The 17,341-nt window shown below is 66.3% G+C and carries 14 protein-coding genes; 6 read left to right on the top strand and 8 right to left on the bottom strand.

What is annotated here, in order from left to right; all coding sequences use genetic code 11:
* Window positions 1–24 precede the first annotated feature (24 nt).
* Window positions 25–1,134 carry an acyltransferase gene (locus ACJH6H_RS10335; RefSeq protein ID WP_234880490.1) on the bottom strand — a complete coding sequence of 370 codons (1,110 nt, stop codon included), beginning with the start codon at window positions 1,132–1,134 and terminating at the stop codon, window positions 25–27.
* A 217-nt stretch (window positions 1,135–1,351) separates the two neighbouring features.
* On the opposite strand from ACJH6H_RS10335, the gene ACJH6H_RS10330 reads away from it, so the two are divergent.
* A complete protein-coding gene (locus tag ACJH6H_RS10330; RefSeq protein ID WP_406774789.1) occupies window positions 1,352–2,548 on the top strand; it encodes a DUF3068 domain-containing protein in 1,197 nt (398 codons plus the stop codon).
* A gap of 17 nt (window positions 2,549–2,565) precedes the next feature.
* The gene (locus ACJH6H_RS10325) at window positions 2,566–4,221 is read left to right on the top strand and encodes a hypothetical protein (RefSeq protein WP_406774812.1); all 1,656 of its coding nucleotides are present in this window, start codon (window positions 2,566–2,568) and stop codon (window positions 4,219–4,221) included.
* On the opposite strand, the gene ACJH6H_RS10320 is transcribed toward ACJH6H_RS10325, so the two are convergent.
* The 5 genes from ACJH6H_RS10320 to ACJH6H_RS10300 form a co-directional block, all read right to left on the bottom strand.
* On the bottom strand, window positions 4,178–5,647 hold the full coding sequence (locus ACJH6H_RS10320) for a sugar transferase (protein ID WP_226520376.1): 1,470 nt from the start codon (window positions 5,645–5,647) through the stop codon (window positions 4,178–4,180). The two genes, ACJH6H_RS10325 and ACJH6H_RS10320, sit on opposite strands and share 44 nt — an antisense overlap.
* Before the next feature lie 343 nt (window positions 5,648–5,990).
* Complete coding sequence (locus ACJH6H_RS10315; protein ID WP_133425821.1) at window positions 5,991–6,773, bottom strand: type VII secretion target; 783 nt, start codon at window positions 6,771–6,773, stop codon at window positions 5,991–5,993.
* 43 nt (window positions 6,774–6,816) lie between these two features.
* The gene (locus ACJH6H_RS10310) at window positions 6,817–7,737 is read right to left on the bottom strand and encodes a hypothetical protein (protein WP_133425820.1); all 921 of its coding nucleotides are present in this window, start codon (window positions 7,735–7,737) and stop codon (window positions 6,817–6,819) included.
* The gene (locus ACJH6H_RS10305) at window positions 7,738–10,122 is read right to left on the bottom strand and encodes an EspA/EspE family type VII secretion system effector (RefSeq protein ID WP_406774788.1); all 2,385 of its coding nucleotides are present in this window, start codon (window positions 10,120–10,122) and stop codon (window positions 7,738–7,740) included.
* Between the two features lie 79 nt (window positions 10,123–10,201).
* Complete coding sequence (locus ACJH6H_RS10300) at window positions 10,202–11,389, bottom strand: glycosyltransferase family 4 protein (protein WP_406774787.1); 1,188 nt, start codon at window positions 11,387–11,389, stop codon at window positions 10,202–10,204.
* A 33-nt stretch (window positions 11,390–11,422) separates the two neighbouring features.
* Here ACJH6H_RS10300 and ACJH6H_RS10295 point away from each other — a divergent pair, with 33 nt between their 5' ends.
* Together ACJH6H_RS10295 and ACJH6H_RS10290 are read left to right on the top strand one after the other, a co-directional pair.
* Window positions 11,423–12,205 carry a class I SAM-dependent methyltransferase gene (locus tag ACJH6H_RS10295; protein ID WP_406774786.1) on the top strand — a complete coding sequence of 261 codons (783 nt, stop codon included), beginning with the start codon at window positions 11,423–11,425 and terminating at the stop codon, window positions 12,203–12,205.
* 55 nt (window positions 12,206–12,260) lie between these two features.
* The gene (locus tag ACJH6H_RS10290; RefSeq protein ID WP_406774785.1) at window positions 12,261–13,733 is read left to right on the top strand and encodes an aldehyde dehydrogenase; all 1,473 of its coding nucleotides are present in this window, start codon (window positions 12,261–12,263) and stop codon (window positions 13,731–13,733) included.
* A 512-nt stretch (window positions 13,734–14,245) separates the two neighbouring features.
* On the opposite strand, the gene ACJH6H_RS10285 is transcribed toward ACJH6H_RS10290, so the two are convergent.
* Window positions 14,246–15,409, bottom strand: a complete 1,164-nt coding sequence (locus tag ACJH6H_RS10285) for an IS30 family transposase (protein WP_226522072.1) — start codon at window positions 15,407–15,409, stop codon at window positions 14,246–14,248.
* A 610-nt stretch (window positions 15,410–16,019) separates the two neighbouring features.
* On the opposite strand from ACJH6H_RS10285, the gene ACJH6H_RS10280 reads away from it, so the two are divergent.
* Entirely contained in the window at window positions 16,020–16,154 is a 135-nt protein-coding gene (locus tag ACJH6H_RS10280; RefSeq protein WP_020103445.1) for a hypothetical protein, read from the top strand.
* A gap of 56 nt (window positions 16,155–16,210) precedes the next feature.
* Window positions 16,211–16,786: a TetR/AcrR family transcriptional regulator gene (locus tag ACJH6H_RS10275; protein ID WP_318984862.1), complete on the top strand. Its 576-nt coding sequence runs from the start codon at window positions 16,211–16,213 to the stop codon at window positions 16,784–16,786.
* Here ACJH6H_RS10275 and ACJH6H_RS10270 read toward each other — a convergent pair.
* Window positions 16,783–17,310: a dihydrofolate reductase family protein gene (locus tag ACJH6H_RS10270; protein ID WP_406774784.1), complete on the bottom strand. Its 528-nt coding sequence runs from the start codon at window positions 17,308–17,310 to the stop codon at window positions 16,783–16,785. The two genes, ACJH6H_RS10275 and ACJH6H_RS10270, sit on opposite strands and share 4 nt — an antisense overlap.
* Between the last annotated feature and the right edge of the window lie 31 nt (window positions 17,311–17,341).

The raw sequence follows: 17,341 nt of genomic DNA, 5'->3' as shown, positions 1-17,341 counted from the left end.
CGCACCGGCGGCGCGTAGCAGCGGCTATCCGACCGCGGCGGGCTCTGGAACGTCCGTGATCGCGCTGTCCCGCGGTGACGGGGCGTGCCGGGATTCCCAGCGGCGCAGCAGCTCGCGGCAGGGCGACTCGATCAGCCCGTAGCTGACGGCGGCGATCGCGAACCCGAAAATCCAGGTCAGGATCAGCACGATCGGCATGTGGCCGTTGAACGGGAACTCGCCGATCACCGGGAACACCATGGCCAGCGCCGCCAGGTGCCAGATGAACAGACCGTAGGACCAGCGGCCGAGCGTCACCATCGTGGTGCTGCCGAGGATGCGGTGCGGCGTCCCAGGTGCGTCCAGCACCAGCGGTGCCAGCAGTGCCCCGGCGACCACGGCGCCCATCGCCGTCTTGACCACGACCTGGCCGACGGTGCCCGGCGCGAGTCCGATGTTGCCGGCCAGCGGCGTCGCCGCGATGACGAACGCCACCCCGGCGATGGCCGCCATCACCCAGCGGCGCCGGGCCAGCTGATGCATGCGGCCGACAGGCATGACCGTCAGCTCCGCCAGCAGCATGCCGGCGGCGAACCACGAGAACAGCGCCGGCAGCCAGTTCATCTGGTTGACGCCGAAGGGCAGGTGCCAGGGCAGTGCCGGCCACGCGAAGCTCGCCACCGCCAGCGCCGCGATCGCGGGCACGCGCCAGTCCACCGGCAGCCGGCGCGCCAGCAGTGCCAGCAGCGGCAAGACGAGATAGAAGGAGACCTCGACGGCCAGGCTCCACATCTGCGTGAGCCCGGCAGTCAGCGTCAGGGGTACATAAACCTGGGTGAGCGTGAGGTTGGCGAGCCACACCGTGAGGTCGGCGTGGGCGTCGGGCAGCAGCGCCAGGATCACCACGACGGCCACCAGGTAGCCCGGCATGATGCGGACGATGCGCGAGCGCAGGTAGTGACCCGTCGGCGGCCGATGCCGCAGACCACGCGCGGCCGCGGCGTGGCCGCGCCACAGCAGGAAGCCCGACAGCGCGAAGAACACCGCCACCGCCAGATCGAAACGGGTGAACAACCGGCCGTACCAGCCGCTGCTGTTGGCGGTCTGGAACGCCACGTGCGTGAGGACGACCCCCATGGCGGCACAGGCACGCATGCCCTCGACGGCGGGCAGGAAACTGCGGGTGCCGCTCACCTCAGCACTGTCCGCGGTGTCGTGTCCCTGGTCGCCCACGACCCCAGTGTGCCGGGTGCCCGGGCTCGGCGGCGAATCTCACCGACGCCCGCGGACCACTCTGAGGGTGTGCCTTAGTAAGGGCTGTTAGGGTCAGTCGGGTTGCTGTGTGGCTGGCAGACAAAGTAAGGAGCACGGGTTGAACCGCGCTGTGGGGTTGCGAATCGCGGCATGCGTGTTGATGGGGCTCGGCGCCGCCCTGCTGATTGCTGCTCTGCTGTTGACTACTTATACGTCGGGCAAAATCTCCAAGATTCCGCTCGACATCGACACCACGCTGGTCAGCAACGGCACCGGGACCGCGCTGGACCCCGCGTCGCTGCTGGGCGAGAAGTTCGTCGTCAACAAGAACGTGCCGCTGGTGCTGCAGCGCCAGGTCAGCGTCGAGAACCCGGCGAACGCCGACGTGGTGACGCTGCAGGTTGGCAGCACCGTGCGCCGCACCGACAAGCAGCAGGACAACGGCCTGCTGCTGGCGCTCGTCGACACCGTGACGCTCAACCGCACCACCGCTGCCGCGGTGACGGGTGCGGCCGGTTCCGTGCAGAAGCCGCGCACCATCGAGGACCAGAACCCGCCGACCAACATCGCGCTGCCCCACACCGGGCTGAGCTACCGCTTCCCGTTCAGCACGGAGAAGAAGACCTACCAGGTGTTCGACCCGATCGCGCAGAAGGCGTACGACGCCAACTACGAGGGCGAAGAAGACGTCAACGGCCTCTCGGTCTACAAGTTCACCCAGAACGTCGGCTTCGACGCCGACGGCAAGCTGGTCGAGCCGATCAAGTTCTCGTCGCTGTATGACAAGGACGAAGACGGTTCGGTGACCGCGCGCGCCGAACTGTGGGGCGTGCCGTCGGCCGAGCCGACCGACCCGATCACCATGCAGCGCTACTACGCCGCTGCGCGCGCCTTCTGGGTGGACCCGGTCTCCGGCACCATCGTCAAAGAGAAGGACCGCGGCTTCCACTACTACTCGCGTGACGCCCTCAAGCCTGAGGTGACGTTCGCCGACTTCACCGTCACCTCCAACGAGCAGACGGTCGAGTCGCAGGTCGCCGCGGCCCACGACGAGCGCGACAAGCTGGCCCTGTGGGACCGCATCCTGCCCATCACGTTCGGTGGCCTGGGCCTGGTGTTCCTCGTCGGTGGCGTGCTGCTCGCCGGCTACAGCCTGCGGTCGCAGGCCGCGCTGATCGATCCGGGCCTCGACGCCGCCGGGCATGGCTTCTTCGGCCGGCGCGACACCGATTCCGGACCGATGCCCGCCGCTGAGGCCATGACCGAGAAGCTGCCCACCCAGCGGCCGACCGATCTGCCACCGGACCGGATCTGATCGCTTTTCGTCGTGCCCTGCCGGCGCTGTACGCGCTGGGGCTGACGCTCGCTGTCACCGCGCCGCTGCTGGCGCCCGGTTATCTGCTGCTGCGTGACGCGGTCTCGACGCCGCGGTCCTACCTGTCCGACGCTGCCCTGGGCCTGTCCGAGGCCGCACCCCGGGCCCTGCCGCAGGACTTCTTCCTGGCCGTCCTCTCGCCCGTCGTCGACGGCGGCGTGCTGGTCAAGGCGCTGACGATCCTCGGCTTGTGGTTGGCCGGTTGGGGCGCGGCGAAGCTGGCCGCCGCCGTTCTGGACGCCGGTCTCGGCGGACAGCTGGTGGCCGTCACCGTCGCGGTGTGGAACCCCTACGTCGCCGAGCGCCTGTTGCAGGGGCACTGGAGCCTGCTGGTCGGCTACGGCTGCCTGCCGTGGGTCGCCCTCTCCAGTGATTTGTGCACGATTTTCCGCGGTGAGCGCGGAAAATCGTGCACAAATCTCGTGTTTTGGGTGGCGCTGGCCGGGCTGACGCCGACGGGTCTGCTGCTCGCGCTGGTCGTGGCGCTGGTGTGTTCGCGGACCTGGCGCGGCGTCTGGGTGGCGCTGGCCGCTTCGGTCGGAGCGGCGCTGCCCTGGCTGGTGGCGACGGTCGTCGCCCGCTCGGTGCTACCGGTGGCGAGCGCCGGTGTGCCGGCGTTCGCGGCGCGTGCAGAGCCTGGACTCGGGACGCTGGGCAGCCTGGCCGGGCTCGGTGGCATCTGGAACGCGGGCGCGATACCGGCGTCCCGCACGACGCTGTGGGCCCTGGTCGGGACCGTCGCGCTGCTGGCCGTGGTGGCCTGTGGCGCGCGGAAGGCGTGGTCCGTGGCCGCGGCGCGGCCGCTGCTGGTGCTCGCGGTCGTCGCCGTGGTGGTGCCCGCGCTGCTGGCGACCGATCCCGGGTCGGCATTCCTCGACTGGCTGATCCGGACTGTGCCCAGCACCGGTGTGCTGCGCGACGGCCAGAAGTGGGTGGCGCTGGCGATGCCGGGCTATGCCCTGGCCGGAGCCGCCGCGGTGGCGGTGCTGCGACGCTGGCTGCCAACGGCTTTCGCCGCCGCGGGCTGCTGCGTGGTGGTGCTGGCGGCACTGCCCGACCTGGCCTGGGGCGTCGGCGGCCAGCTGCGGTCGGTGCAATACCCAGCCGGCTGGTATTCGGTTGCAGCACAGATCAATTCCGACCCGAAACCCGTTGCGGTGTTGCCGCCCGACGTCATCCGGCAGTTCCCCTGGGCCGGCCCCGCCGCGGTGCTGGACCCGCTGCCCCGCTGGGTTTCCGCCGACGTGCTGGCGACCGGGGACCTCGTGATCGGCGGACGGACCGTGCCCGGCGAAGGCGTGCGGGCTCGGCGCGTGCAGGACCTGCTGTTGCGGGGCGCCGACGTGCACCAACTGGCCGCGGCTGGGGTTGGCTGGGTGGTCGTGGAGGGCCCGGCTCCCCCGCTATCGCTACCGATTATCTACCGGGACAACGACATTGCGTTGTACCGCGTGGGCGGGACGACGCCCGCGGCGTCTGGTCGGGCGCTGCTGGTCGCCGCGCACGTGGTGTGGTTGGGCATGCTGATCGGCGCCCTGGCCGCGATGGCCGTTCAGCGGTGGCGGGGACTCAGTACGCCCCGTCGCCGCGTGCCACCACCGTCAACGTCTTGAGGATGATCCCGACGTCGGTGAGCATCGACCAGTTGTCGACGTACGAAAGGTCAAGGCGCACAGCCTTGTCCCACGTGAGGTCGGACCGGCCGCTGATCTGCCAGAGCCCTGTCACGCCCGGTTTGACGAGCAGCTTGCGCCTGATGTCGCCGTTGTAGGTCTCGACCTCCCGGCGCAGCGGCGGCCGGGGTCCGACGACGCTCATGTCCTGCTTGAGCACGTTGATGAACTGCGGAAGTTCGTCGATGCTGTAGCGGCGCAACACCTTTCCGACCAGTGTCACCCGCGGATCGTCGCGCATCTTGAACATGACGCCGCCGGCCATCTCGTTCGACGGCAGCAGGTCGTCGAGCCGCTCCTCCGCGTCGACCACCATGCTGCGGAACTTGATCATGGTGAACGGCTCACCGTCCAGTCCGATGCGTTCCGACCGGTAGAACACCGGACCGCGGCTCGTCATCTTGATGGCGATGGCCGTGAGCACGAGCAACGGCGCCGTCCCGATCAGCGCCGCCAGCGCGAATCCGAAGTCGAACGCCTTCTTCAGGAAGCTCTTGGCACCGTGGTACTGCGGCTTCTCCACGTGCAGCAGCGGCATGCCGGCCACCGGCCGCATCGCCAGCCGCGCGCCCGCCACGTCGAGCAGGCCGGGCGACACCACCAGGTCGACGTCGGACGCCTCGAGCCGCCAGGTGAGCCGCTGGATTCCGGCGACACCGAAATGTTCAGCGTCGGTCAGCGCCACGGTGTCGGCGGCGCAGCGGTCGCCGAGCGCGCCGAGGGCGTCGTTCTCGTCGCCGAAGATCGGGATCACCCGGTCCCCGATCCTGATGACGTCACCGCGCGCGCCCGGGTCGCCCGGGATGCCGGCGCCGACCACCACGTAACCGTCGCCGGGATCGTTCATGAGCTCGGTCGCGAGGACCGCGATGGCGTCCCGATCACCAATGGCGAGAACAGATGTCAGGCATTCGCCCGCATGCCGGCGGGCACGAACCCGGCGCCGCCACAGCTTGCGGCCGATGAGCAGCCCGATGGTGCCCAGTGGGAAGGCCAAGGCCAGGTAACCGCGTGCGATCTCGAGCCGCGCCAGCAGGGCCACGATCGCGATCACGCCGAACGTCCAGAAGGACGCGGCGACCACGCGGCGATACTCCTCGATGCCACAGCCGAGGATCGACGCGGAGCGGGCGTGATGCAAGTTCAGGACGCCCAGCCACAGGCAGGCCAACACCAGCGAGTACCCGGTATAGAGCATGGAGGCCGAAGGGCCGTAACCCGCTCCGCCGAATCGGACCCATTGCGCGAACAGCATCGCGAGGACGATGGCCACGGCGTCGGTGATCAGCACGCGACGCGCGTAATGCGGCTGCCAGACCGTGCGTGAACTCGGAAGCCGGGTGAGCCCGAACGTCGAAAGCGTCATCGGCAACTCCACATGCTCAACTCCTCAGACCTGGTGGTACATCGATGGAGCGGAATATCCAATTACATTGAATGAGAACGGAGTTCGAACGCACTGCATCACCGGGCCCAGTTGCCTGGATCCGCAAAATTCGAGGGACACCCGAAAGCCGGAACCCGAAGGGCGGCCCTCATTGCTATTAAATTTGACTTGGCCGTCAGTTTATGCGGCGGGGCGATGTCCAACAGCAAAACGGCAGATTTGGATCCGAAAGAACCGTGACATCCGTGTGGGTTGTCGATCGCCGCACACACCGCGTCAAGGGATGGACCCGCGAACGGGTCGCCGAGTTTCCAGACCGCCCTCAGTCAATAGGCACGCGCGTCGGCGCAGGGCGAACCGTGGGCGCGCTCGGCTCGACGGGAGCCCGCCCCGCGCCGCTCGAATTGCCTTGTCCGGCTTGTTCTTGTTGCGTTGGGGGGCCGCCGGCTCCTTCGCGATCTGCGCGCGCAGCCTTCTTGCGTTCCGCATCATTGCGCTCGCGCTCGTCCCGTTCGGCGTCGCGCTCTTTGAGGTCCTCGCCTTGACCGGCGCCGCCAGCCGAAGCAGATTGCGATGCTTGCTGGGCAGCTTGGGCTATCTGCTGCGGGATCTGCTGCAGCCCCTGCGCCAAGCCCTGCAATGGCTGGGTGACCGATTGCGCCAGCTGACCGACCTGCTGACCGACCTGCCCCAGCATTTGGCCCATTTGGCCGATCATCTGTTGGCCCGCCTGAGCCCCGGGAGCGCCGCCAGCCGGTCCGCCCGTCTGGCCACCGGAACCATTGCCTTCCATCCCGCCTGTTGCGGCCTTGATTCGGTCCGCAGCCTGTCGATCGCCGTCGGCATATGCCTTCGACGCGCGCTGTAGGCGCTCCGAGAACCTGTCGGCAGTCTCCGAGACGGCACCGAAGACCTCACCACGCCCCTCCAGCGCACTCGACAATGCGGTGGAAACCGCTGACGACACGACCCCGTGGCTGGTGTCGACGCCCTTGCCGTCGGGCGCACCCGCGCCGAGTAGACCGGATATACCCGAGGAGACATCGGCGTGCTGCTGCGCGTAGTTCAGCAATCCCGCAGGGTCGACGCGTAGTGGTTCGGTCATTATCTATCTCCAGATTGGTGGGCGACGTCCTCCGGTGGCGGGATCATGGTCGGTCACCCGCTGGTAGCGGCCATCCTGGGACGGCGTCGCCGTGTGGAGGTGGCGCGTCTCTGAACCCGGTAATGATGGCTCGACGCTCAGCGGCGTTCTGCGGCATGACGGAGTTGCAGCGATTCTGCGGTTCGGGCTGGTCCCACCGCAACGACTGGGTGACGTCTTTTGGACCCCACCCGCCAAAACTCGCCGCAGTAATAAACCAGTTGCCGAAAACGTCGCGGTCGGGCGAGAACGCAGGCCCCTTCTGCGGAGTGGTGACATCAGCAGGAGCACCCGGCCCGACGCGCGGATCATGTTGAGTCAGCGTCACTCTAATTGGCTCAACGCCGAGATCTTCATCCTTGACTACACCTTTGTTCGGCTGCGCGGTCACTTCGTCCGCGTTCACCGACACATACTTGCCCGGATGCACACGACTAGCCGCGAAGTGGGGATAGGTCCCTTCGCACACGAGCGCCGCCCAGCCATCTCCGCTAGGAACAAGCTCCAGAAAATGACTGATGGTGTATCCGAAGTGCGCACGGGCGTCCTTCGGAGTGGTCGGGTACCCCTCGCCAAGGGGACGTACATACGTCTGTTGCAACAACTCTGCTTGTTTGAATGTCAAATTCTCCGGCGTCGCCCGCATGAAACCGGGATACACATTGTTCGCGTCCAGGGTGAATGTCGCGATGTCGTGGGCCTCCAAATACGCGCGAACTACCATCGCCGGACCAGTCGTCACATCAATACCCAATTCAGAACTCCACCGAAATCGAAAATTGTTGAGCAAGGTGGGCCAGTATTGAAACAGGCGCTTCTCTGTAGGCGCGGTTGAGTCAGCCTTAGGTTTCTGGTCATCAACACAGCCGGAAATCAACGTGACGACCGCGAGCATCACAACAATGAGTTTTGTGCCCCGTGTCATCTATGTCGCCCCGTAGACCGAACCCGTGTAGGTGGTCCAGTACGACTGCAAAAGATCGTTGATCGAGCCGGATTCCCCAATGGAATTGAGATACGCCACTACCTGATTGTGGTACCGGGAATACGCAGGGCCTCCATCATTCTTCGGTGGATGCAACTCACCGTCTCTGAAATATTCTTGCAACTTCGACATATCACCGGCGTGCGACTGCGCCAGCACCTCGGCCATGTGCTGCTGCGTGGGGAACGTTCCCGGAATGGTGACATTCGCCGCTTTCCCCTCTTTCGGCTCCGGACCGATGATGTATTCCTTGCCGAGATCCATCACGTCCTTCGCGGCACCGCCGGGAGCACCGAATTGGTCGACACCCGCCCCCACAATGTCGTACAACTTCCCACGCAGTTGCCACGCGTCGTGCTGGGCTTGAAATGTGTTGTGCAGTCGGGAATTCGCTTCGTCGAAGCTCCCGAGATTCAGTGCTGCCTGTAGCCGACCTGCAGCCTGAGCCGAGAAATCATCTTTCGCGCCGCTTGGGTCCACTGCGGACAATGCCGCCTTGTCGAACATCTGATTGACGTCGTGCTGAGTGGCTTCGAAGACAATCTGGCTGGCCGTCTTTGGCGCGTTGGCGTCCACTTTCTGATCGGCCGGCGGGTGGTCGGACATCAGCACGCTCATGACGTGGCGGGTGTTCGTCGGTTCAGTCTTACTGCCGTCAGGCGGATCAAGCGGTGGGAACAATCCGTTATTGCCACTGACGTTGTTGCCCACCATGTCGTCAAGATAGGGAGATAGGGCCCGCGCCCAATCTCGGGTCAGTTCGGGATTGACTTGGCCGAGGGATTGGCCCGGCGCGCTTTCCAAGTTGAGCAAATGATGCTTGTCGGGATCACTCATGTACTGGGCGAGAGCATGCGCCGTCTGCGCGGCACGGCCAGTGGAATCGTGTGCGGCAGTATCCCCAACCCAGTCAAAGAGGCCGCCCGCGGCCAACCCGTTGTCCTGCCACTGATGATTGGTGAGATTGTCGAGAAACTTATCCCCGCCGGGCCCGGTAACGGCGCCATGGATCACCATGTCGTCCTTGTTCAGGGCGTTGAACATGTTTTGCAGTGTCGGATCGACAGCGGCCTGATACCAATGGGCACGGTCGGCCTGTAAATCGTGGGCATTCGGGACAGCCCAACCATTGGACTGCTCGAGCAGTCGTTGACTCTGCGTCATCATGCCGGAGTCGAGTGCAGACCCGACCTGCAAATCGCGGTTGCCACTCTGGATGATGTTGGCGAGGTCATTGAGGCCCGCAGTCGGCTGGGATGGACCTATGAGCGGCGGCGGGCCGATCGAGCCGTCAGGCTTGTGCACTGGTTCGCCGTAGACCAGCGGAGTGAGGACGGGTCCGTCGAGCACCTTTTGGATGCCGTCCGGCAGTGCGTACTTTCCACCGCTGGACGGATGGTCAATTGACGGAGGTTGTGTCTCCGGCAGTCCCGTCTTGATGTTGGGGTTCGATGCGAGCTGAAAGACATCGGCAACGCGCTTGCCGTCGGGGCCGGATTTGTCCATGATCGCTTTGATCTCGGCCGGCGTCTTGTCGCCGAAGGCACGCGAGAATCCCTGGAGATACGCCATCTGGTCGGGCGGCATATTCAGTTTTCCGTTGTGCAGCGCGGCCTGTTGTTCGGGACTCAGGGTGGTGTTCTGCGTCAGGCGCTCACGCTGTTCGGGGGTCAGCTGTCCGTTCTGCAGTGCATTGGCATCGTCAGCGCCCGTTTGAGCCGGAGATTTCTTGTCGTCCTTGCCATCCTTCTTGTCATCGCCGACGACCGAGTCCTTGCCATCCTTTTTGTCCTGATCGTCCTTTTTGTCGTCCTTCGGCGACAGCGGCAGATCGCCTTTGATGGCGTTATACCGCGTAGTGAGCACCTTGATGTCGCCGGCGACGGCGTTCTGCTGCGTCACGGTCGACGTCAGGAGATCGCTAACCTGCTTGAGTCCCTGGCTGGCGATGGGCAGCAACTGCATATCGCGGTTACGTCCCGCCGGAACCTGGGCTGCCATGTCCTGGACCCACTTACGGGTCTCATCAAGGCCCTGCCGCCCCTTGGTGACGATCTCGGCTGATCGATCGACAGCAGTACGCAACTGTTGGTCCAGGTCCGCCAGTCCGCCGAGGGCACGTCCCTGACTGTTGTTGGCGGTGCCATAAGCGCTGGATGCAGTACCGCGCCAGTTATCCCCCGGCGCAGCGGACTGCACGGTGGCCTGCATGCCACGCAATTGCGCGCTCTTGTCGAAATGCTCGCCGGTCTGCGGCGTACCCGTACCGAATGTGGCGTGCGCCCGCTGCCACACCGAATCAAACGCATCGAGCGCATCCCCCATACCGCCCTATTCTATTCGGGGTCGGCGACTATCCGGCCGGTAATTTCTCAGCTCAAGCCAGTCTCGCTCGAGAGACGGTTCAGACGATCCCGTTGACGAACTTGCCGTCCCGGACGGCCTCGGCAACCGTCCGCATCGCGGAAGCGCTTTGCGGCCACGAGAATTCGGCGGCCCGCACCTGCGCCTTGGTACCCAGCTGATCGCGCAGGACGGCGTCGGTCAGCAGGGTCTCGAGCGCGGTGACCAGACCACGGTGGTCGTCGACCAGCAGGCCCGTGACGCCGTCGACGATCGAATCGGTCAGGCCGCCCGAGGACCGGTAGCCGACCGTGGGCACGCCGTGCTGCGCGGCCTCGATGACGGCCAGCGCCCAGCCTTCCTTGCGCGACGGCAGTGCATGCACCCAAGCCTGTTGCAGCACTTCGTGTTTGGTGGCCTCGTCGACATGGCCGTGGAACGTGACCGCGGCACCGATGCCCAGCCGCCGGGCGTGCGCGACCAGGCGCTCGTCCCACCAGCCACCGCCGACGACATCCAGACGCAGCCCCGGCACCACTGGCGCCAGCAGCGCGACGGCGTCGAGCACGTCCTCGATCTGTTTGTGCGGCACCAACCTCGACAGCACGACGATGCGCGGCTCCGTCGCCCGGGGCAGCGACAGGGACGCCGCCGGAGCGAGGTCGACGCCGTTGCGCACGACAGCGATCCGCGAAGCGTCGACGCCCAGGTCCACGAGGTCCCGGGCCGACGGCAGCGACACCGTGACGTACTGGTTGTTGCGGTGCAGCCGGGGCGAGAGCCGCGACTCCACGAACCACCCGAACTTGCTCATCACGCGCCCAGCTACCGGCCACTGGTCGCGGTGGCAGTGATGTACCAGCACCATCGCGCGACGGCCGTAGGCCAGGCGAGCCAGGAAGGGGATGCCGTTCTGCGAATCGATCACCACATCCGGCCGGACGCCGCGCAGCGGGCCCAGCCCGACGCGGGCCAGCACCATGGCCAGCCCGGCCCAGATGTACACCGACAGCCGGCCACCGCCGCGGCTGATCCGTACGCCGTCGACGACCTCGGTGCGGGAGGCCCCGCGATAGCGGGCGGTCCGCAGCGTCACCCGCACGCCGGACTCGGCCAGCTGTGCGCCGATGCGCTGGAGATACGTCTCGCTCCCGCCGCCCTGGGGATGGCCGGTGTCGCGCCAGCAGAGCAGCAGCACCGACCGGATCTCTTCAGGAGATCCAGCAGGCTGCTGGGGGTGGTCTGGCATCGAATGAAGGGTACCGGTCAGTAGGGTTGCGGAGTGAATCGCCGGGCAGCCAAACGACTGGTCACCACGCGTAAGCGGGCCACCCTCGCCCGCTCGATCCGACTGCTCGGCGAGTTCCGTTTCGAGCAGAGCGACCCGGCCCGCTTCTACGGCGGCCTCGCCCGCGACACCGTCGCGCTCGTGGACGGTCTGTGGCGCGACCTCAACGGCAGCGCGCCCGAGGGCATGACGGTGCTCGACGTCGGCGGCGGTCCGGGCTACTTCGCCACCGAATTCTCCAGCGCCGGAATGACATACATCGGCGTCGAGCCCGACCCTCGCGAGATGCACGCGGGTCCGGCCGCCCAACCCGATGGCGCCGGCAGCTTCGTGCGCGCCTCGGGCATGGCGCTGCCGTTCGCCGACGACAGCGTCGACGTCTGTTTGTCGTCGAACGTCGCCGAGCACGTCCGCGAACCGTGGCTGATGGGCCGCGAGATGTTGCGGGTCACCCGGCCGGGCGGGCTGGCGATCCTGTCGTACACGGTGTGGCTGGGCCCGTTCGGTGGCCACGAGATGGGGCTGACGCACTATCTCGGCGGCCGGCGGGCCGCCGAGATGTACACCCGCAAACACGGCCACCGGCCGAAGAACGACTACGGATCGTCGTTGTTCGCGGTGTCTGCCGCAGCTGGGTTGGAGTGGGCGCGCAGCACGGGGGCGCTGGTCGCCGCATTCCCCCGCTACCACCCGCAATGGGCCTGGCGTGCGACTTCTGTACCGGTGTTACAGGAGTTCTTGACGAGCAACCTGGTGTTGGTGCTCCGGCCCAGCTGAATGACCTAATTGGAACATGTTCTCGTTTGGCCGAAAACTCGGTAGTGTGACGGCCATGACACAGAGCACGGCATTCAAAACCGAGTGGGATCAGCTGTTCATCGGCGGTCAGTGGACCGCACCCGCGACGTCGGACGTCATCGAGGTGCACTCCCCGGCCACCGGCGAGCTCGTCGGCAAGGTGCCGCTGGCCTCGAAGGCCGATGTGGATGCCGCCTGTGCCGCCGCCCGCAAGGCGTTCGACGAGGGCCCGTGGCCCAAGATGTCGCCGGCCGAGCGCGCCGCGGTGATCGCCGAGGCGTCGCGCATCATGACCGAGCGCGCCGATGAGCTGAAGTTCCTGCTCGCCGCCGAGACCGGCCAGCCGCCGAGCATCGTCGACATGATGCAGTACGGCGCTGCCATGTCGTCGTTCAACTACTACGCCGGCGCCGCCGACAAGTTCCAGTGGAGCGACATCCGCGACGGCATTTACGGCCAGACCCTGGTGACCCGCGAGCCCATCGGCGTCGTCGCCGCCGTCGCCGCGTGGAACGTCCCCTTCTTCCTGGCCGCCAACAAGCTGGGCCCGGCACTGCTCGCCGGCTGCACCGTCGTGCTCAAGCCCGCCGCCGAGACGCCGCTGTCGGTGTTCGCCATGGCGCAGGCCTTCGCCGACGCCGGCCTGCCCGAGGGCGTGCTGTCGATCGTGCCGGGTGGCCCCGAGACCGGCCGCGCGCTGACCGCCAACCCGGAGATCGACAAGTTCACCTTCACCGGCAGCTCGGCCGTCGGCAAGGAGATCGGCAAGGTCGCCGCCGAGCGCCTCAAGCCCTGCACCCTGGAACTCGGCGGCAAGTCCGCGGCGATCATCCTCGAGGACGCCGACCTGGACTCGACTCTTCCGATGCTGCTGTTCTCGGGCCTGATGAACACCGGTCAGGCCTGCGTCGGCCAGACCCGCATCCTGGCCCCGCGGTCGCGGTACGACGAGGTCGTGGAAAAGGTGGCCGCCGGTGCGGCCGCCATGCAGGTCGGCCTGCCCGACAACCCCGCCGCCATGATCGGCCCGCTGATCAGCGAGAAGCAGCGCGAGCGCGTCGAGAGCTACATCAAGAAGGGCGTCGAGGAAGGCGCCCGCATCGCCACCGGCGGCGGCCGTCCCGAGGGCCTGGATTCCGGTTGGTTCGTGCAGCCGACGGTGTTCGCCGATGTCGACAACTCGATGACCATCGCCCAGGAAGAGATCTTCGGCCCGGTGCTGGCGATCATCCCCTTCGACAGCGAAGAAGACGCCATCCGGATCGCCAACGACTCGGACTACGGCCTCGCCGGCAGCGTCTACACCACCGACATCCCGCGGGCCATGAAGATCGCCTCGCAGATTCGCACCGGCACCTACGCGGTCAACATGTACGCGTTCGACCCGGGCGCGCCGTTCGGCGGCTACAAGAACTCCGGCATCGGCCGCGAGAACGGCCCCGAGGGCATCGAGGCCTACTGCCAGGCCAAGAGCGTCCTGATGCCGTTCGGCTACACCCCGGAGTAAAACCGCCTTCGTCCGGATGGCCACCCGCGCTTTGTCCTTCGCCCCTCGGGGGACTCGGCCGGGTGGCCATTCGGCTTTTCAGCACCGGTTTTTATCCCAGGCGAACCCCAGCAATCGCTGATACCGTCACGCCCGTCCGAAGGTCTGGCAAACAATCTGGGAGGAAACGTATGGCTGTCTCTGTAGATCTCGACAAGGCACTCGACAAGGCGTACTAGGGCAAGTCCCTCAAGGAAATCCTCGACGCATCGCCCGCCGCGCTGGCCGGGGTCAGCGACTCCGACGCCGAGCACCTCGCCGCGGCGTTCAACATCAAGACCGTGCGTCAGCTCGGTTCCAGCAAGTACTTCGCCGTCGCTGCCGCGCTCGTCGCGCTGGAGAACGCCGGCTAGTTTTTCTCCGCGAGCAGACGTAAAACTGCCCCTTTTCCTCGGAGAAGGGGCAGTTTTGCGTCTGCTCATCTCGTTGCCCTCCACGAGGGTGCACTCAGATCGCACATTCCGCCGGCAGATTCAAGCGGTCGCCGCAACAAATGTGGACGGGTCTGACAGTAGCCGGTCGAGTTCCTCGGCCGGGGTGCGCCAACCGTGGCGTTTACGGGGTCGGGCGTTGAGTTCAGCGGCGACCTGGTCGAGCCATCCGGGTCCGTAGAACGACAGGTCGGTCCCTTTAGGAAAGTACTGGCGCAGAAGACCGTTGGTGTTCTCGTTGGTGCCGCGCTGCCAGGGGCTGTGCGGATCGCAGAAGTAGATCGGCAGGCCGAGGGCTTTGGTGATGTCGGCGTGCTTGGCCATCTCGCTACCTTGGTCCCAGGTCAGCGAGCGGCGCAGGATCTCGGGAATCTCCGGGATTTTGGCGCTCATCGCGGCGGCCAACGTCGCGGCGGTGTGATCGCCCGGCAGGTGCAGCAGCACCACGAACCCGGTGGTGCGCTCCACCAGGGTGCCGATCGCCGAACCTGATGCGGTGCTGCCCAGGATCAGGTCCCCTTCCCAATGCCCCGGGACCGCCCGATCATCAGCCTCTTTCGGGCGGTCGCTGATGCTGACCATGTCTTTGATTTTGCTTCCGGTTTCGTTGCGGCCCTGCGGTTTCCGTCGAACCCGGCCCGTGCGCAGGGCTTCTTTGACGATGCGGGCCAGCTCACCGCGCGGCTGTACATACAGCGCTTGGTAGATCGTTTCGTGGGACACCCACATCTCCGGATCGTCGGGAAAATCAAGGCGCAGTCGGCCCGCGATCTGCGCCGGGCTGTCGTGCTTTTCTAAGCGTGCCACGACCTGCTCCAGCAGGGCAGGGTTGGACTCCAACTTGCGAGCCTTGGGTCGCTTGGCGTTGGTGGTGGCCACCTCCTGAGCCACCCAGGCCCGATATCCGCTGGTGGTGGCTCCACGTTTGCGTTCCTGGTGGATCGTGGTCCGGGACCGCCCCAGAGCCGCTGCGGCCTCGGTGACGGTCGCGCCGGCGGTCAGCAACTGCTCGAGGCGCCACCGCTCGATAAACGACAACGGCCCCCGCGAGACCCCGGGATCGAGTTCGACCACGGCGCATGACGGATCATCGGTAGGAGCGGGGGTTTTCGGCACGAATCCAGCCTGAGCGACCCACCGCCGGCCCTGGTTCTCTGACACGCCCGCGACCACTGCGGCGTCGGCCACAGTGGCACCGGCATGCATCTCCTGCCAGAACGACGCTTTCACCGCACCCGAATACCGCGTGCCGCAATGCCGCGGATCGGTTTGATACCCAGCTTCTTTGGCCCATCGCCGACCCGTCGCACCACTCACCCCTGCCACGGTTCCAGCCGCCGTCGGTGACAGCCCCGACCTCAACGCCGCATCGAAAGCATCTCGCACCGACTGCGGAACACCATAACTACCCAAATGACTCCAACGCCTCGGATGCATCGAACAACACCTCTCAAATCAGGTGTTGTGACGACCCCTTGAATCTGCCGCCCGATCTTCGATCTGGCTGCACGCTCGTGATCAACGCGGCCGTACACCTTCGCCAATGTGCGGACAGATCGTCCTGCAGGCCAGATCCCCGATCTGAGCGCACGCTCGGAGGCGAACCCACAACGCCCCTGCGGAAGACCCCTGATGACGGTCTGCACATCGAGTTCGGACGTCCACCCAGAAGTGAATTCTTGATCACAGAACTATGTAACCGGCCATAATTTCGACGCCATTTGGCCGCTGCGGCCGCCCAATAGTGACCTGGAATACATTCTTTGGCCCGATGTGTCCGACGTTTTATGCTGAGACCCATATCGAGGAGGGCGCCATGTGGGTCGTCGAGGTCAACGTGAAGGGCCATCGCTTCACGCACACCGTCCTGGGTGCCAACGAGCGGCTGCGTGAAGCGGCGCGGGGCGTGCAGGATCGGATGACGCAGCTGCGGAACCGGGTCACGCATTGACGTCAGCTGAGCCCGTCACCAAGACGGTCAACAAGCGCGGCGCCACTCGGGAACGGATGGTGCGCAGCGCCGCCGCCGTGTTGCGTGAACGCGGCGCCGCGGGCCTGACCATCGACGAGGTGCTGGTCCGTAGCGGTGCCCCGCGCGGCTCGGTCTACCACCACTTTCCCGAGGGCCGCAGCCAGCTGCTGATCGAGGCCCTGCAGTTCGCCGGCGATGCGATCGCCGCCCATATCGACGGTTCCGCCGCCTACGGCGGCATCGCCCTCGTCCGCGGATTCGTCACGTTCTGGGATCGCATCCTCGCCGACAGTGACTTCACCGCCGGGTGTCCGGTGGTCGCCGCGGCGGTCGGGTCGGGCGACGAAGCGCCGACCCTGACCCCCATCGCCGCCGAGATCTTCGACCGGTGGCGCACCGCGCTCGGGCATGCCTTCACCGCCGAAGGCTTCAGCGACACCGACGCGTCAACCCTGGCCGTCACCTGCCTGGCCGCGCTCGAGGGCGCCGTGATCCTGAGCCGCTCGTCACGCAGCGTCGAGCCGCTGCACGATGTTGCCACTCAGCTCGAATTCCTGATCAAGGCAAAGGCTTTCGTCAAGAACAACGGCCTGCCGACCGCCGGCAGTTAACCTTCCGCGCGAGCCCAGCGCGCACACACGAAGTCCCTGTTGACGGCGGATTCCACCAGCCGCCACTCCGAGCGCACCGGCAGCACCGGCGCGCCCTCGCCCAGCGAGCACGGCGCGTACGACACCACCAGTTCATCGACCAGGCCGGCCGTCACGAACTGCGCCGCAACGTTCCCGCCTCCGAGAATCCACACGTCGCGGTCGCCCGCCGCCTCGACCAGCGTCGGATGCAGTTGCGCCACTTCACCACTCACCGCCTGCACCGGATGGCCGTCGACGACGATGCCGGGCCGGGACGTGAGCACCCACGTCGGCTGGGGATACGGCCAGTCGCCCGGCTCGTGCTCGACGACCCACTGGTACGTCGTCGCCCCCAGGACGAGGGCACCGACGGACTTCTCGAACGCCTTGTAGCCGAACGGCCCGTCGACGTCGATGTCACGCGAGAGCAGCCAGTCCAGGCTGCCCGCGGAATCGACGATGAAGCCGTCCAAGCTGGATGCGGTGTAGTAAATGGTCGCCATCTCGCGGAGTATGCCGTGACCCACCGACAAT

It is taken from the genome of Mycobacterium sp. SMC-21 (assembly GCF_045310825.1).
In the GTDB taxonomy this organism is placed as follows: Bacteria; Actinomycetota; Actinomycetes; order Mycobacteriales; family Mycobacteriaceae; genus Mycobacterium.
This window is presented reverse-complemented; position numbering and strand designations above follow the sequence as displayed.

What these genes read in the sequence shown, in the direction of transcription:
- ACJH6H_RS10290 (WP_406774785.1), top strand. Translation starts at nt 12,261, where the DNA reads ATGACACAGAGCACGGCATTCAAAACCGAGTGGGATCAGCTGTTCATC.
- ACJH6H_RS10285 (WP_226522072.1), bottom strand. Translation starts at nt 15,409, where the DNA reads ATGCATGCCGGTGCCACTGTGGCCGACGCCGCAGTGGTCGCGGGCGTG.
- ACJH6H_RS10315 (WP_133425821.1), bottom strand. Translation starts at nt 6,773, where the DNA reads ATGACCGAACCACTACGCGTCGACCCTGCGGGATTGCTGAACTACGCG.
- ACJH6H_RS10310 (WP_133425820.1), bottom strand. Translation starts at nt 7,737, where the DNA reads ATGACACGGGGCACAAAACTCATTGTTGTGATGCTCGCGGTCGTCACG.
- ACJH6H_RS10320 (WP_226520376.1), bottom strand. Translation starts at nt 5,647, where the DNA reads ATGACGCTTTCGACGTTCGGGCTCACCCGGCTTCCGAGTTCACGCACG.
- ACJH6H_RS10280 (WP_020103445.1), top strand. Translation starts at nt 16,020, where the DNA reads ATGTGGGTCGTCGAGGTCAACGTGAAGGGCCATCGCTTCACGCACACC.
- ACJH6H_RS10300 (WP_406774787.1), bottom strand. Translation starts at nt 11,389, where the DNA reads ATGCCAGACCACCCCCAGCAGCCTGCTGGATCTCCTGAAGAGATCCGG.
- ACJH6H_RS10275 (WP_318984862.1), top strand. Translation starts at nt 16,211, where the DNA reads ATGGTGCGCAGCGCCGCCGCCGTGTTGCGTGAACGCGGCGCCGCGGGC.
- ACJH6H_RS10335 (WP_234880490.1), bottom strand. Translation starts at nt 1,134, where the DNA reads ATGCGTGCCTGTGCCGCCATGGGGGTCGTCCTCACGCACGTGGCGTTC.
- ACJH6H_RS10305 (WP_406774788.1), bottom strand. Translation starts at nt 10,122, where the DNA reads ATGGGGGATGCGCTCGATGCGTTTGATTCGGTGTGGCAGCGGGCGCAC.
- ACJH6H_RS10270 (WP_406774784.1), bottom strand. Translation starts at nt 17,310, where the DNA reads ATGGCGACCATTTACTACACCGCATCCAGCTTGGACGGCTTCATCGTC.